At 66.0% G+C, this 13,995-nt stretch carries 11 protein-coding genes; 9 read left to right on the top strand and 2 right to left on the bottom strand.

Translation table 11 applies throughout. The features are described 5' to 3' along the window. Nucleotides 1–239: 239 nt before the first annotated feature. Entirely contained in the window at nt 240–3,737 is a 3,498-nt protein-coding gene (locus tag BOQ54_RS14325) for an indolepyruvate ferredoxin oxidoreductase family protein (protein WP_071924137.1), read from the top strand. 7 nt (nt 3,738–3,744) lie between these two features. Here BOQ54_RS14325 and BOQ54_RS14320 read toward each other — a convergent pair whose 3' ends face one another. Further along, nucleotides 3,745–4,158 (bottom strand): DUF2000 domain-containing protein, encoded by a 414-nt coding sequence (locus BOQ54_RS14320; protein WP_071924136.1) that lies wholly within the window; start codon nt 4,156–4,158, stop codon nt 3,745–3,747. Nucleotides 4,159–4,259: 101 nt separating this feature from the next. Here BOQ54_RS14320 and BOQ54_RS14315 point away from each other — a divergent pair, with 101 nt between their 5' ends. Then, entirely contained in the window at nt 4,260–5,099 is an 840-nt protein-coding gene (locus BOQ54_RS14315) for an AraC family transcriptional regulator (protein ID WP_169790077.1), read from the top strand. A 7-nt stretch (nt 5,100–5,106) separates the two neighbouring features. On the opposite strand, the gene BOQ54_RS14310 is transcribed toward BOQ54_RS14315, so the two are convergent. Beyond that, a complete protein-coding gene (locus BOQ54_RS14310) occupies nt 5,107–5,640 on the bottom strand; it encodes an isochorismatase family protein (protein WP_063185531.1) in 534 nt (177 codons plus the stop codon). 180 nt (nt 5,641–5,820) lie between these two features. On the opposite strand from BOQ54_RS14310, the gene BOQ54_RS14305 reads away from it, so the two are divergent. The 7 genes from BOQ54_RS14305 (at nt 5,821) to BOQ54_RS14275 (ending at nt 13,985) form a co-directional block, all read left to right on the top strand. Beyond that, nucleotides 5,821–6,495 (top strand): Crp/Fnr family transcriptional regulator, encoded by a 675-nt coding sequence (locus BOQ54_RS14305; RefSeq protein ID WP_063185529.1) that lies wholly within the window; start codon nt 5,821–5,823, stop codon nt 6,493–6,495. 306 nt (nt 6,496–6,801) lie between these two features. Continuing rightward, entirely contained in the window at nt 6,802–8,769 is a 1,968-nt protein-coding gene (locus BOQ54_RS14300) for an AMP-binding protein (RefSeq protein WP_083585984.1), read from the top strand. Further along, the gene (locus BOQ54_RS14295; protein WP_063185527.1) at nt 8,766–9,569 is read left to right on the top strand and encodes an ABC transporter ATP-binding protein; all 804 of its coding nucleotides are present in this window, start codon (nt 8,766–8,768) and stop codon (nt 9,567–9,569) included. Before BOQ54_RS14300 ends, BOQ54_RS14295 begins: the two co-directional genes overlap by 4 nt. 10 nt (nt 9,570–9,579) lie before the next feature. Beyond that, entirely contained in the window at nt 9,580–10,536 is a 957-nt protein-coding gene (locus tag BOQ54_RS14290) for a branched-chain amino acid ABC transporter permease (RefSeq protein ID WP_186437989.1), read from the top strand. A 14-nt stretch (nt 10,537–10,550) separates the two neighbouring features. Continuing rightward, nucleotides 10,551–11,627, top strand: a complete 1,077-nt coding sequence (locus tag BOQ54_RS14285; protein ID WP_055457712.1) for a branched-chain amino acid ABC transporter permease — start codon at nt 10,551–10,553, stop codon at nt 11,625–11,627. Between the two features lie 75 nt (nt 11,628–11,702). Further along, nucleotides 11,703–13,025: an ABC transporter substrate-binding protein gene (locus BOQ54_RS14280; protein WP_055457711.1), complete on the top strand. Its 1,323-nt coding sequence runs from the start codon at nt 11,703–11,705 to the stop codon at nt 13,023–13,025. 120 nt (nt 13,026–13,145) lie between these two features. Further along, on the top strand, nt 13,146–13,985 hold the full coding sequence (locus BOQ54_RS14275; protein ID WP_055457710.1) for an ABC transporter ATP-binding protein: 840 nt from the start codon (nt 13,146–13,148) through the stop codon (nt 13,983–13,985). The last annotated feature ends 10 nt before the right edge of the window (nt 13,986–13,995 follow it).

Genomic DNA, 13,995 nt, shown 5'->3' with positions numbered 1-13,995 from the left:
AACCATTGCTTGCGATCTTGCACGCGGGTGCGGGAGCATCGCCTTCCGTTTCTAGCACATGTCGGTGCGAGTGGGGCGAAATGGAGGCGCCGGGGTCGGGAAGCACCTCCGCCTGGAACCATTCTCATCTCGTTGACGCAGATTCGAAATTATGTCAGCATTGCTGACATATCGAGATGGCAAGACCGGAAGCAATCCGGCGGCAAGCGCGTCCGAGAGGCGCCAGGAGGAGGATCGGCATGGGCCAGCCCGCCATTCCGCTTAGGGACGTGTCGCTCGACGACAAATACGACCTCACGAAGAGCAACGTCTTCATCACCGGCACGCAGGCGATCGTACGCCTCATGCTGATGCAGCGGGAGCGTGACCGGCGGATGGGCCTCCATACCGCCGGTTTTGTTTCCGGCTACCGTGGCTCGCCACTCGGTGGCCTCGACCAGCAGTTCGAGCGCGCCAAGCGCTATCTCGATCCGGCGGGAATCGTCTTCCAGCCCGGCCTCAACGAGGATCTCGCCGCGACCGCCGTCTGGGGCACGCAGCAGGCCGAGATGCGCGGCGAGGGCAAATACGACGGCGTCTTCTCGCTGTGGTACGGCAAGGGCCCGGGCGTCGACCGCTCGGGCGACGTCTTCCGCCATGCCAACATGGCCGGCACGTCGAAGCATGGCGGCGTCGTCGCCATCATGGGCGACGACCACACGGCCGAATCCTCTACCGTGGCGCACCAGACGGAGTTCAACTTCGTCGACATGATGGTGCCGATCCTCAACCCGGCCGGCGTGCAGGAACTGATCGACTACGGCCTTTACGGTTACGCGCTCAGCCGCTTCGCCGGCACCTGGGTGGCCCTCAAGGGCATGAAGGACACGGTGGAATCGACCGCCGTTGTCGACGGCTCGCTGGATCGCCTAGACATCGTGCTGCCGGAAGACTTCGTCATGCCGCCGGGCGGGCTCAACATCCGGCCGTTCGACAACATCCTCCAGCAGGAGGAGCGGCTGCACGAGTTCAAGCGTGAGGCCGTGCTCGCCTTCGTGCGCGCCAACAGGCTCAACCGCATCATCACCTCGGGCGGTCGCACCCCGAAGATCGGCATCGTCACGGTGGGGAAGAGCTATCTCGACGTGCGCCAGGCGCTCGAGGACCTCGGCATCGACGAGGTCCGCGCCAACGACCTCGGCATCCGTCTCTACAAGATCGCCTGCCCGTGGCCGCTCGGCCGCGCCGACCTCATGGACTTCGCTCGCGGCCTCGACATGGTGATCGTGGTCGAGGAGAAGCGCTCGCTCATCGAGGTGCAGCTGCGCGAGGAGCTCTACGGCACGGCCGACCAGCCGATCTGCGTCGGCAAGAAGGACGAGGAGGGCAACTGGCTCTTCCCGGTCAAGGGCGCGCTCGACCCCAACGACATCGCCATCGCGGTCGGGGAGCGCGTGCTGCGCTACTACCCGAGCGAGGAGCTTGCGGCGCGTGTCAACCGCATCAAGGCGTTCCAGCGCGCCCTCAAGGAGGCACCGGAAATCGCCAACCGCCTGCCGCACTATTGCTCCGGCTGCCCGCACAACAGCTCGACGGTGGTGCCGGAGGGCATGCGCGCCTATGCCGGCATCGGTTGTCACTACATGGTGCAATGGATGGACCGACGCACCGACGGCTTCACCCAGATGGGCGGCGAGGGCGCCAACTGGATAGGTGAGGCGCCCTTCTCCACGCGCGGCCACGTCTTCCAGAACCTCGGCGACGGCACCTACAACCACTCAGGCATCCTCGCCCTGCGCTGGGCCGTCGCGACGAAGACCAACATCACCTACAAGATCCTGTTCAACGACGCCGTCGCCATGACCGGCGGCCAGCACCACGAGGGCAGCCTCACGGTGGACATGATCGCCCGGCAGGTGCGCGCCGAAGGCGTCGAGCGCATCGCCCTCGTCTCGGACGAACCCCACAAATATCCGGCAACCATCGCGTGGCCGGCAGGCATCACCCTTCATCACCGCGACGACCTCGAGACGGTGCAGCGCGAGCTTGCCGCCATTCCCGGCGTCACGGTGCTGATCTACGACCAGACCTGCGCGGCCGAGAAGCGCCGTCGGCGCAAGAAGGGCGAGTTCCCGGATCCGGACAAGCGCGTCATCATCAACGAGCTCGTCTGCGAGGGCTGCGGCGACTGCGGGGTCAAGTCCAACTGCGTGTCCGTGCAGCCGCTGGAGACCGAGTTCGGCCGCAAGCGCCTCATCGATCAGTCGAACTGCAACAAGGACTTTTCCTGCGTCAACGGCTTCTGCCCCTCCTTCGTCACCGTGCATGGTGCGCAATTGAAGAAGCCGACACCGGCCAAGGTGAAGGAGAGCGCCGATGACTGGGGCATCCTGCCCGAGCCGGAGTTGCCGGGCTTCAACGGCCGGCCGTGGAACATCATCGTCACCGGCGTCGGTGGCACGGGCGTGGTCACGATCGGCGCCATCCTTGGCATGGCTGCGCATCTCGAAGGCAAGGCCTGCGGCATGATCGACATGGCGGGCCTTGCCCAGAAGGGCGGCGCCGTCTTCAGCCACGTCCGGCTGGCCGAGAAGCCCGAGGACATCCACGCCATCCGCGTATTCGCCGGCGAGGCGGACCTCATCCTCGGCTGCGACCTCGTCGTCACCGGTATGAAGAAGGTGCTCGCCGCCATCCGGCCCGACGGCACCTCCGTCGTTGTCAATACGGCCGAGGTGCATCCGGGCGAGTTCACGCGCAACGCCGATTACCGCCTGCCGAGCGAGCGCATCAAGCGGGCCATCGCGGCCGCTGCCGGAGAGGGCGTCGCCTTCGTCGACGCGACCGGCATCGCCAACGCCATCCTCGGCAATGCCATCGCCGCCAACATGTTCATGCTCGGCTTCGCCTACCAGCGTGGCAAGGTGCCAGTCTCGGCCGCGGCGCTGGAGAAGGCCATCGCGCTCAATGGCCAGGCGGTTGGACTCAACCAGGCGGCCTTCCTGTGGGGCCGGCGTGCGGCGCTGGAGCCGGCGCGCATCGAGCAACTCGTGGCGCCGACGCGCGAGGCGACGCCGGCCCGGCACATCTCGCAGACCCTCGACGAGATGGTGGAGCGGCGCGTCGACTTCCTCACCGCCTACCAGAACAGCGCCTATGCGGCGCGCTATGCGACGCTCGTCGAGCGCGTGCGTGAGCGCGAGGCGGCGGTGAAGCCCGGCGCGACGGCGCTGGCGACGGCGGTGGCGCGCTATCTCTTCAAGCTCATGGCCTACAAGGACGAGTACGAGGTGGCGCGGCTCTACACCGACGGCAGCTTCGAGAAGCAGGTAAGGGCGACTTTCTCGGGCGAGAACCTGCGCTACGAGTTCCACCTCGCGCCGCCGATCCTCGGCCGCAAGGATGCCAGCGGCAATCCGAAGAAGACGAGCTTCGGCCCGCGGATGCTGCCCGTCTTCCGGATGCTGGCGAAGCTCAAGGTGCTGCGCGGCACGCCGCTCGACATCTTCGGCTATACCGCCGAGCGGCGCATGGAGCGGCAGCTGATCGAGGACTACGAGACGCTCGTCGCGGAGCTCACGCAAGGTCTGACGCAGGACAACCATGCGCTCGCGGTCGCGCTCGCCTCGATCCCCGAGAAGATCCGGGGCTTCGGCCACGTCAAGCTGCGCCATCTGGAGGCAGCGAAGAAGGAGGAGGCGCAACTCCTGGAGCGCTGGCGCGCCGGCGAGCCGCCGCTCGCCATGGCGGCGGAATAGGCCGGGCTCAACGGTGCAGGCCGAGCCCCTTGAGGGCGCGGTCGACGTCGTTGCGTGGCCCGTGCACGGCAAAGCCCGCAAGATCGAGCTCCGGGCTCGGCACGGCGGCGACGGCGGCGCGGTTCGTCGCGTCGTGGCCGGTTGCGAACAGTTGCTCGGTGAAGACGGCGAGGCCGAGGCCGCGTGACCAGGCCCGCTCGTAGGCAGCCTTGAGTTCCGCGCCGTCCGCGGCCGTCAGCACGACCACGGGCTGGCCGAACATCGACCAGTACTGCCGGCCCGAGCCGTCGCGATAGGGCTCCCCGATGGTGCCGGGCCGGCCGGTGGCGACGCCGCTCGCGAGGAAGGCGACCATGTTGAGCTTCTGCCAGACGGCGAGATCCTCGCGCACGGCAATGGCGATCTTGGTGTCGAACTTCATCTGATCCGGGCTCTCCTGCCTCTTTATCGATATGTCGCGTCCAGGATCGTTTCCGGTCGCGCCCCGCGTCTTGTACGCTGGTGCGGCGAGGAGGGATGGTCTTGCAACAGGCAACTGCCGACGACTGGTTCCGGACACGGCGCGATGACACGCGCGGGGCCGAGGCGCTGCAGGCCGGCCTCAGCCGGCACGCCTATGGCCGGCACGCGCATGCGACCTATGCCGTCGGCTTCACGGAGCGGGGATCGCAGAGCTTCTGGTGCCGCGGCGCCCGGCACCGGACGCAGCCGGGCTCCGTCATCCTGTTCAGCCCCTTCGACCTGCATGACGGCCATGCGACAACCGACGCGGGCGTCGTCTACCGCATGCTCTATCTCGCGCCGGAGCAATTGTCGGCCGCGCTCGCCGAACTCGGCCCCCGGCACGAGATCGGCTTCCGGGATGTGGTGGCGGAGGATCCGCCGCTTGCCGCCGCGCTTTTCGCCTATGCGCGCGAGCTCGACGCCGGGGATGATCCCTTCGCGGCGGGGGAGCGCTACCTCGGGCTCGCCGCCGCGCTCATGCGGCACGCCGGGCGGCGCGGCCGCGCGGAGGATGCAGGCCATGGAGCCATCGCCCGGCTCGCCGCGCGCATGCGGGAAGAGATGGCGGAGCGGCTGACGATCGAGGCGCTGGCCGAGGGAGAAGGGCTCGGGCGCTTCCAGCTCATCCGCGCCTTCCGGCGCCGCTTCGGCCTGCCGCCGAGCGAATATCTGCGCGCCATCCGCCTGGAGGCGGCGAAGGGTGCGCTCGCCCGTGGCGTCCCGCCCGCCGAAGCGGCGGCTGGCGCCGGCTTCACCGACCAGGCGCATCTGACCCGACTGTTCAAACGCGCCTACGGGTTGACCCCGGCGGCCTATGCGCGGCAGGCGGGTGTGCCGCGCCCGCCACGACGCACCTGACCCTAAGTCACTTGATCAGGGCGAGCGCTTCCTTGAAGCGCGGGTGCTCGCAATCCTGCAGCCATTCGAAAACGACCATCTCGCTCGTGACGATCTCGACGCCATGGCGGGCGAGCCGGTCGAGCGCGGCCGCCTTGCTCGCCGGCTGGCGCGAGCCGATGGCGTCAGCCACGACGACGGGGGCGAAGCCGTTCATCTTGAGGCCGAAGGCCGTCTGCATGACGCAGACATGCGCCTCCCAGCCGGCGATGAGCACCGTGTCGCGATCCTCGTCGAGGGCATCCTGCAGTTCGCTCTGGCGCGAGGCGTCGAAGGCCGTCTTGGCGATGACGAGCTCCGGCAGGTCCCGCAGGGCCTCGATCGTCGGGCCGAGCCCCTGCGGGTTCTGCTCGCTGGCGATGACGGGCACGTCGAAGAGCCGAGCGGCGAGCGCGAGGCGTCGCGCGGCGGCAACCGTTTCCATGGCGCTTGAAATGGCGGGCGCGAGGCGGCCCTGAAAATCGACGAGAAGAAGGCAGGAGCGTTCGGCTTCAATGATCATCGCAGGATGGTTCCCCCAAGGTTCGCCCGGTTCCTGCCGCCAAGGTTCCATTCCGGACCAGACTGGACAAGAGGACGAAAGAAGGGCGACGAAAGGCCGAGGCCTGCGGCGGCGCGCAATGCTTCGCTCGGCCGGCAAGCCTCTCTATAGTGTGCCGGCGACGCGGCCACGGACAGTGTCTTGATCACGACCGAGTATCTTCTTTCCATTGCCCGCTGGGCGCACGATCTGGCACCCGCCGAGCGGGAGCGGGCGGCCAAGGGCATCGTCGAGCGCAGCTTCGGGCAGGGCGAGTACATCTGCCATCAGGGGGACCGCTTCGACAGCTGGTCCGGCGTCGTCAGCGGTCTCGTCAAGGTCAGCACCGTGTCCGATACAGGCAAGGCCGTGACCTTCACCGGCGTGCCCGCGGGCGGATGGTTCGGGGAGGGAACCCTGCTCAAGGACGAACAGCGCAAGTACGATCTCGTCGCCATCCGCGCGACCCGCCTTGCCCTGATGAACCGGGCGACCTTTCTCTGGCTCTTCGACAACAGCGTCGCCTTCAACCGTTTCCTCGTCCACCAACTCAACGAGCGGCTCGGCCAGTTCATCGCCGTACTCGGCTACGACCGCATGCTCGACGCGCAGGCGCGTCTCGCGCGCGGCCTTGCCTGGATGTTCAACCCGGTGCTCTATCCCAGTGTCGGCAGCTATCTCGACATCAGCCAGGAGGAACTCGGACTCCTCTCCGGCCTGTCGCGCCAGATGACCAACAAGTGCCTCAGGGCGCTCGAGGACGAAGGCCTCCTGAAGATCGAGCACAGCGGCGTGCGCATCATCGACCTGCGTCGGCTGGCCCGCTACGGCGAATGAGACCGGATGCGAATCGTTGCACAGTATGCGCGGATAAGGCCCAGACGATATTCGCTTTTTCGCACGATGCGCTGCGGCATGAACCGCGCCCCGCATGACGGCGGAATGGCGCAAAACGGGCGAAAAGAATAGGAAAGAGGCCGGGCACAAGCCGGCATCCCAGCCAACACGGGCCTGACTTGTCTGTCAAGCGGATGCTTGCGGAGACACGCCCCTCCGCGCACTATTCGAGCATCAACGAGAGCCGGCAAAATCCGGCCTGAAGGGAAACGCCATGGCCGATGCGGCCGAAGGGAGGAACGCGCCGTGACAGCGGTCGATTCCGTGCGGGCGGACACGTTCGCCAAGCTTCTGGCGCATAACGCGGCGGTGCGCGGCGACCGGCCAGCCTTCCGCCACAAGGACCTTGGCATCTGGCAAACGTGGACGTGGGCCGAGGTCTACGAGAACGTGCGCTGCCTCGCTGTGGGCCTCGAGAGGCTCGGCCTCAAGCACGGCGAGGCCATCGCCATCGTCGGCGCCAACCGGCCGAAGCTCTACTGGACCGTCATGGCGGCCCAGATGCTGGGCGCCGTGCCGGTGCCCGTCTATGCCGATGCTGTGGCGGACGAACTCGCCTATGTCCTCGCCCATGCCGAGGTGAAGTTCGCGGCGGTGCAGGACCAGGAGCAGGTCGACAAGATCCTCTCCGTCTCCGAGCGCCTGCCCCTGCTGCGGCACATGATCTACGACGAGCCGCGCGGCCTGCGCGACTACGACCACACGCGCCTCCACCCGATGGCTGAGGTCATCGCGGAGGGCGAGGAGGCGCTGAAGGATCCTGGCGTCGCGTCCTGGCTCGACGGTATCATGGCCGCCGGCAAGGGCTCGGACGTATCCATCATCCTGTACACCTCGGGCACGACCGGCCGTTCCAAGGGGGTGGTGCTGACGGCGGAGCGCTGCATCGCTGCGGCGCGCGACACGGTGACCTTCGACAAGCTGGACGAGAAGGACGAGGTGCTCGCCTACCTGCCGCTCGCCTGGGTCGGCGACCATTACCTCAACTATGCCCAGGGGCTCGTCGCCGGCTTCTGCATGGCCTGCCCGGAATCGGCCGAGACGGCGATGCAGGACCTCAAGGAGATCGGCCCGACCTTCTATTTCGCGCCGCCACGCGTCTTCGAGCAGATCCTGACGCGCGTCATGATCCGCATGGAGGACGCTGGCCGCCTGAAACGGCGCATGTTCCACTATTTCATCGGCGTCGCGAAGCGCTATGGCGAGAAGATCCTCAACGGCGAAAGGGTGCCGCTCGGCGGGCGGCTGCTCTACGGGCTCGGGCGGCTACTTGTCTACGAGCCGCTGAAGAATGTGCTCGGCTTCTCGCGCATCCGCGTCGCCTATACGGCAGGCGAGGCGATCGGGCCGGACCTCTTCTCCTTCTATCGCTCGCTCGGCCTCAACCTGAAGCAGCTCTACGGCCAGACGGAAGCCTTCCTCTACGTTACGGCCCAGCCCGATGGCGCCATCAAGCCGGACACGGTCGGTCCGCCGATGCCCAATGTCGAGATCCGTCTTTCCGAGAGCGGGGAGGTGCTGTTCCGCTCGCCGGGCATGTTCGTCGGCTATTTCAAGGATGACGAGAAGACCAAAGAGGTGCTGACCGAGGACGGCTTCATCAAGACGGGTGATGCCGGTTTCTTCGATCCTGCCGGCCATCTCAAGATCATCGACCGCGCCAAGGACGTCGGCAAGCTCAATGACGGCTCGCTTTTCCCTCCCAAATACATCGAGAACAAGCTGAAGTTCTTCCCCAACATCAAGGAGGCCGTCGCCTTCGGTCACGAGCGCGACTACGTTTCCTGCTTCATCAACATCGACCTTACCGCCGTCGGCAACTGGGCCGAGCGTAACAACGTGGTCTATGGCTCCTACCAGGAGCTCGCCGGTCATCCGCTCGTCTATGACATGATCGAAAAGAATGTCGACGAAGTGAATCGCTCCCTCGCCGCCGAGCCGATGATGGCGGGCGCGCAGATCCGCCGCTTCCTCATCCTGCACAAGGAGCTCGATGCGGACGATGGCGAGCTCACGCGCACCCAGAAGGTCAGGCGCGGCTTCATCGCCGAGCGCTATGCGCCGCTCATCACGGCGCTCTACGACGGCTCGCGGGAGGCTGACATCACGACCGAAGTGACCTTCGAGGACGGCCGCAAGGGCACCATCTCGGCGCGCGTCAAGATCCGCGACATGCGAATCTATCCCGCAGCGGTGAAGGAGAAGGCCGCATGAGGGCGCCTGACATGGATGCCGGTGTCGCGGCCGGCGACGTCCTGCTCGCCGTCGAGAACGTTTCCCTGCGCTTCGGCGGGGTCAAGGCCATCACGGATGTCTCCTTCGATATCCGCAAGGGTGAGATCCGCGCCATCATCGGGCCGAACGGTGCGGGCAAGACGTCGATGCTCAACGTCATCAACGGCTTCTATCACCCGCAGGACGGGCGCATCACCTTCAAGGGCAGGACGCGCTCGAAGATGCGCCCCTATGTCGCGGCAAGCCAGGGCATCGCGCGTACCTTCCAGAACGTCGCGCTGTTCAAGGGCATGACGACGCTCGACAACATCATGGCCGGGCGCACGTTGAAGATGAGGCGCGGCTTCTTCTGGCAGATGCTGCGGCATGGGCCGGCGATGGCCGAAGAGATCGAGCACCGCAAGGTGGTGGAGGAGATCATCGACTTCCTCGAGATCGAAGCCATCCGCAAGGTGCCGGTGGGGCGCCTGCCCTACGGCCTGCAGAAGCGTGTCGAGCTCGGCCGGGCGCTCGCCATGGAGCCGGAGCTGCTGCTGCTCGACGAGCCGATGGCGGGCATGAACCTCGAGGAAAAGGAGGACATGTGCCGCTTCATCCTCGACGTCAACAGCCAGTTCGGAACCACCATCGCGCTCATCGAGCACGACATGGGCGTCGTCATGGACCTGTCGGACCGCGTCGTCGTGCTCGAATACGGCCGCAAGATCGCGGACGGCGTGCCCGACGAGGTCAAGAGCAACCAGGCCGTCATCGACGCCTATCTCGGCGTGCCGCACTGAGGGCGTATTGATGGACATCCTGTACAATATCTTCATCGACCCCTTCGTGCAGATGGGCTCGGCGCCCGACCTGTTCGTGCAGACCCTGTGGGAGGGGCTCGTCTCGGGCGTGCTCTATGCGCTGATCGCGCTCGGTTTCGTGCTCATCTTCAAGGCCTCGGGCGTTTTCAACTTCGCCCAGGGCATCATGGTGGTGTTCGCGGCGCTGACCCTCGTCGGGCTGTACGAGGCCGGCGTCCCGGCGATCCTGGCGCTCGTCCTGACCATCGGCGTGATGTTCGTGCTCGCCGTCGGCGTCGAGCGCATCGTGCTGCGCCCCCTCGTCAACCAGCCCGACATCATCCTCTTCATGGCGACCTTCGGGCTCACCTATTTCCTCATCGGCTTCGGCGAGCTCGTCTTTGGTGGCAATCCGAAGGTGATGATCACGGACGAACTCTACCTGCCGCGCGGCTCCGTCGAGTTCGAGATGCTCGGCGGCTTCGTCAGCCTGCAGAAGATCGACATCACGGCCGCGGTCATCGCCTCGATCATGGTGGCCTCGCTCGCTGTCTTCTTCCAGAAGACGCGCATCGGCCGCGCGCTCAGGGCGGTCGCCGACAGCCATAAGGCGGCCCTGTCGGTCGGCATCTCGCTCAACCAGATCTGGATCATCGTCTGGTTCACCGCCGGCATCGTGGCGCTCGCCACCGGCATCATGTGGGGCGCGCGCTCGGAGGTGTCCTTCGCGCTGCAGATCATCGCGCTGAAAGCCCTGCCGGTGCTGATCCTCGGCGGCTTCACCTCGGTGCCTGGCGCCATCGTTGGCGGGCTCATTATCGGTGTCGGCGAAAAGCTCGGCGAATTCTACTGGGGGCCTCTCGTCGGCAGCGGCATCGAGAGTTGGCTCGCCTATGTCATCGCTCTCGGCTTCCTGCTGTTCCGGCCGCAGGGCCTGTTCGGCGAGAAGATCATCGAGCGGATCTGAGGAGGCGGCATCCGATGTTCTACCGCGAAGCAGGCCAGTTCAAGACGAACTATGCCGCAGACATGGCGGTCTTCCCGATCCTGCAGGACAAGATCGGCATCGCTCTCATTCTCACGCTCGCTCTCGTGGTCATCCCGCTCGCGGGCAACGCCTTCTTTCTGTCGGTGGTGATGATCCCGTTCCTCATCTTTGCGCTGGCGTCGATCGGGCTCAACCTCCTGACCGGCTACACCGGGCTCCTGTCGCTGGGCACGGCCGGATTCATGGGCGTGGGGGCGTTCGCCTGCTACAAGCTGACGACGATCTTCCCCGGCGTGAACATCATCGTCTGGATCCTCACCTCGGGCCTGTTCGCCGCGGCCGTCGGCGTGTTCTTTGGCCTGCCGTCGCTGCGGATCAAGGGCTTCTACCTCGCGGTGGCGACGCTTGCCGCGCAGTTCTTCCTGCAATGGTGCTTCATCCGCATCCCGTGGCTCTACAACTACAACGTCTCGGGCGCGATCGAGGTGCCGACGCGGACCCTGTTCGGCATCGCCGTGACGGGCCCCAACGCCTCGCCCGAGATGCGTTACTACGTCGTCCTCGGCGTCGTCATTCTGCTGACGTGGGTCGCCTCCAATCTCGTCCACGGTCGCATCGGCCGCTCGTGGATGGCGGTGCGCGACATGGACATCGCTGCCGAGTTGATGGGCATCAAGCTCTTGCCGACGAAGCTGCTCGCCTTCGCCGTCTCGTCCTTCTACTGCGGCGTCGCCGGCGCGCTGATGGTGTTCCTCTGGTACGGCGGCGCCGAGCCCGAGGTCTTTTCCATCAACCAGTCCTTCCTCATCCTCTTCATGGTGATCATCGGCGGGCTCGGCAGCCTCACCGGTTCCTTCTTCGGCGCAGCGCTCATCTACATCCTGCCCATCGTTCTGCGCGGGGCGCCTTCGCTCGTCGGCCTCGACATCGGGGCCGCCACGGTCGAGCACCTGACGTTCATGATCGTCGGCGCGCTCATCATCTTCTTCCTGATTGTCGAGCCGCACGGACTGGCGCGGCTGTGGCAGACGGGCAAACAGAAGCTCAGGGTCTGGCCCTTCCCCTACTAGCGCGAAGGGCTGGGAACGAGCCGTACAACGGACGGGCGCCGCGACGCAGGGCGCTTCAACGGGAGGAAACGAAACATGGTGCGCAAGCTTTCCACCATCCTGGCGACTGCGGTCGTGGCATCGGCGGCCTTCGCCGTGCCGGCCAAGGCGCAGGATTCGGTCTATGTGCCGCTGTTCACCTACCGCACCGGCCCCTTCTCGGGGTCGGGCATCCCGATCGCCAACGGCATGCGCGACTATCTCACCATGCTCAACGAGCGTGATGGGGGCATTGGCGGCGCCAAGCTCATCCTCGAGGAGTGCGAGACGGGCTACGACACCAAGAAGGGCGTCGAGTGCTACGAGGCGGTGAAAGGCAAGAAGCCGGTGATGGTCAACCCGTGGTCGACCGGTATCACCCTGCCGCTCATCCCGCGCGCGGCGGTCGACAAGATCCCGATCCTGTCCATGGCCTACGGACTCTCGGCCTCGGCGGACGGCGACACCTTCCCCTGGATCTTCAACCCGCCGAACACCTACTGGGATGGTCTGTCGATGATCATCAAGTACATCGGCGAGCAGGAGGGCGGCCTCGACAAGCTCAAGGGCAAGAAGATCGGCTACATCTATCTCGACGCGGGCTTCGGCCGCGAGCCACTGCCGCTCTTCGACCAGCTGTCGCGCGACCTCGGCTTCGAGCTCAAGCTCTATCCGGTGCCGGCCGACAGCATGCAGAACCAGTCCTCGCAGTGGCTGAGCGTGCGACGCGATCGGCCCGACTACATGGTGATGTATGGCTGGGGTGCCCTCAACCCGACTGCCGTCAAGGAAGCGGCCAAGATCAACTTCCCCATGGAGAAGTTCATCTCCATCTGGTGGCCGGGCGACGACGACCTGCGCTCGGCCGGCGCCGGCGGCAAGGGCTTCAAGACCCTTAACTGGCACGCTGTGGGCACCGACTTTCCGGCCCTGCAGGACATCCAGAAGCTTGTCGTCGACAAGGGCCTCAGCCAGGCACAGAAGAACAGCGTGGGCGAGGTGCTCTACAACCGCGGCGTTTACAACTCGATGCTGATCGCCGAGGGCATCCGCAACGCACAGAAGATCACCGGTAAGACGGCGGTGACGGGTGAGGATGTGCGCCGCGGCCTCGAGACGCTCGACCTTAACGAGGCCCGTCTGAAGGAACTCGGACTCGAGGGCTTCGCCGGCCCGATCAAGCTCACCTGCGCGGACCACAACGGCCATCGCCCGGCCTTTATGCAGCAGTGGGACGGCCAGAAGTGGGTAAAGATCTCCGAGCCCATCGAGCCGATGGCCGACCGCGTCAAGCCGCTGCTCGAGGCCGCCGCAAAGGACTATGCCGAGAAGAGCACGGGCTGGCCGAAGCGCACGGAGCCCTGCGACAAGCAGTCCTGAGCGAACGTCCGCAGTCTCATCCCTTCCCCCATGGGGGAGGGCAGGGGGCAGGACGGAACGTGATCTTCACCGTCCGCCCCCAACCGCTCCCGGAAGTCCAGGGGCAACGAGGGAACCAGTATGAGCACCGCAGCCGCGCCCGCCGCCGAGGCGGCGACAGAGACGATCCTCTCGGTGAACAACATCGAAGTGATCTACGATCACGTCATCCTGGTGCTGAAGGGCGTGTCGCTCACCGTGCCGCGCGGCGGCATCGTCGCGCTGCTCGGCGCGAACGGCGCCGGCAAGACGACGACGCTGAAGGCCGTGTCCAACCTGTTGCGGGCGGAGCGCGGCGAGGTGACGAAGGGCTCGATCGAGTTCGACGGTGAGCGCGTCGACCGGATGACGCCGAACGAACTGGTGCGGCGCGGCTGCATCCAGGTGATGGAGGGGCGCCACTGCTTCGGCCACCTCACCATCGAGGAGAACCTCCTGACCGGCGCCTTCACGCGGCGCGACGGGACGGCCGCCATCCGGCGCGACATGGAGATGGTCTACGACTATTTCCCGCGCCTCAGGCAGCGCAGGAGCTCGATGTCGGGCTACACCTCCGGCGGCGAGCAGCAGATGTGCGCCATCGGCCGCGCCCTCATGTCCCGGCCGAAGATGATCCTCCTCGACGAGCCGTCGATGGGCCTCGCGCCGCAGGTGGTGGAGGAGATCTTCGAGATCGTGAAGGACCTCAACGCCAAGGAGGGCGTGTCCTTCCTGCTCGCCGAGCAGAACACCAACATCGCCCTGCGCTATGCCACCTACGGCTATATCATGGAGACGGGGCGCATCGTGATGGACGGCGACGCCGCCTCGCTGCGCGAGAACGAGGACGTCAAGGAGTTCTACCTCGGCATCGGCGAGGGCGAGCGCAAGTCCTTCCGCGAGGTGAAGAGCTACAAGCGCCGCAAGCGCTGGCTGATGTAGGAGCGAAGGA

The organism is Chelatococcus daeguensis (assembly GCF_001887265.1).
Lineage (GTDB): Bacteria > Pseudomonadota > Alphaproteobacteria > Rhizobiales > Beijerinckiaceae > Chelatococcus_A > Chelatococcus_A sambhunathii.
The sequence above is the reverse complement of the archived record's forward strand: the minus strand, read 5'-3'. Positions and strand labels throughout refer to the sequence as shown.

What these genes read in the sequence shown, in the direction of transcription:
- BOQ54_RS14325 (WP_071924137.1), top strand. Translation starts at nt 240, where the DNA reads ATGGGCCAGCCCGCCATTCCGCTTAGGGACGTGTCGCTCGACGACAAA.
- BOQ54_RS14320 (WP_071924136.1), bottom strand. Translation starts at nt 4,158, where the DNA reads ATGAAGTTCGACACCAAGATCGCCATTGCCGTGCGCGAGGATCTCGCC.
- BOQ54_RS14310 (WP_063185531.1), bottom strand. Translation starts at nt 5,640, where the DNA reads ATGATCATTGAAGCCGAACGCTCCTGCCTTCTTCTCGTCGATTTTCAG.
- BOQ54_RS14295 (WP_063185527.1), top strand. Translation starts at nt 8,766, where the DNA reads ATGAGGGCGCCTGACATGGATGCCGGTGTCGCGGCCGGCGACGTCCTG.
- BOQ54_RS14290 (WP_186437989.1), top strand. Translation starts at nt 9,580, where the DNA reads ATGGACATCCTGTACAATATCTTCATCGACCCCTTCGTGCAGATGGGC.
- BOQ54_RS14285 (WP_055457712.1), top strand. Translation starts at nt 10,551, where the DNA reads ATGTTCTACCGCGAAGCAGGCCAGTTCAAGACGAACTATGCCGCAGAC.
- BOQ54_RS14280 (WP_055457711.1), top strand. Translation starts at nt 11,703, where the DNA reads ATGGTGCGCAAGCTTTCCACCATCCTGGCGACTGCGGTCGTGGCATCG.
- BOQ54_RS14275 (WP_055457710.1), top strand. Translation starts at nt 13,146, where the DNA reads ATGAGCACCGCAGCCGCGCCCGCCGCCGAGGCGGCGACAGAGACGATC.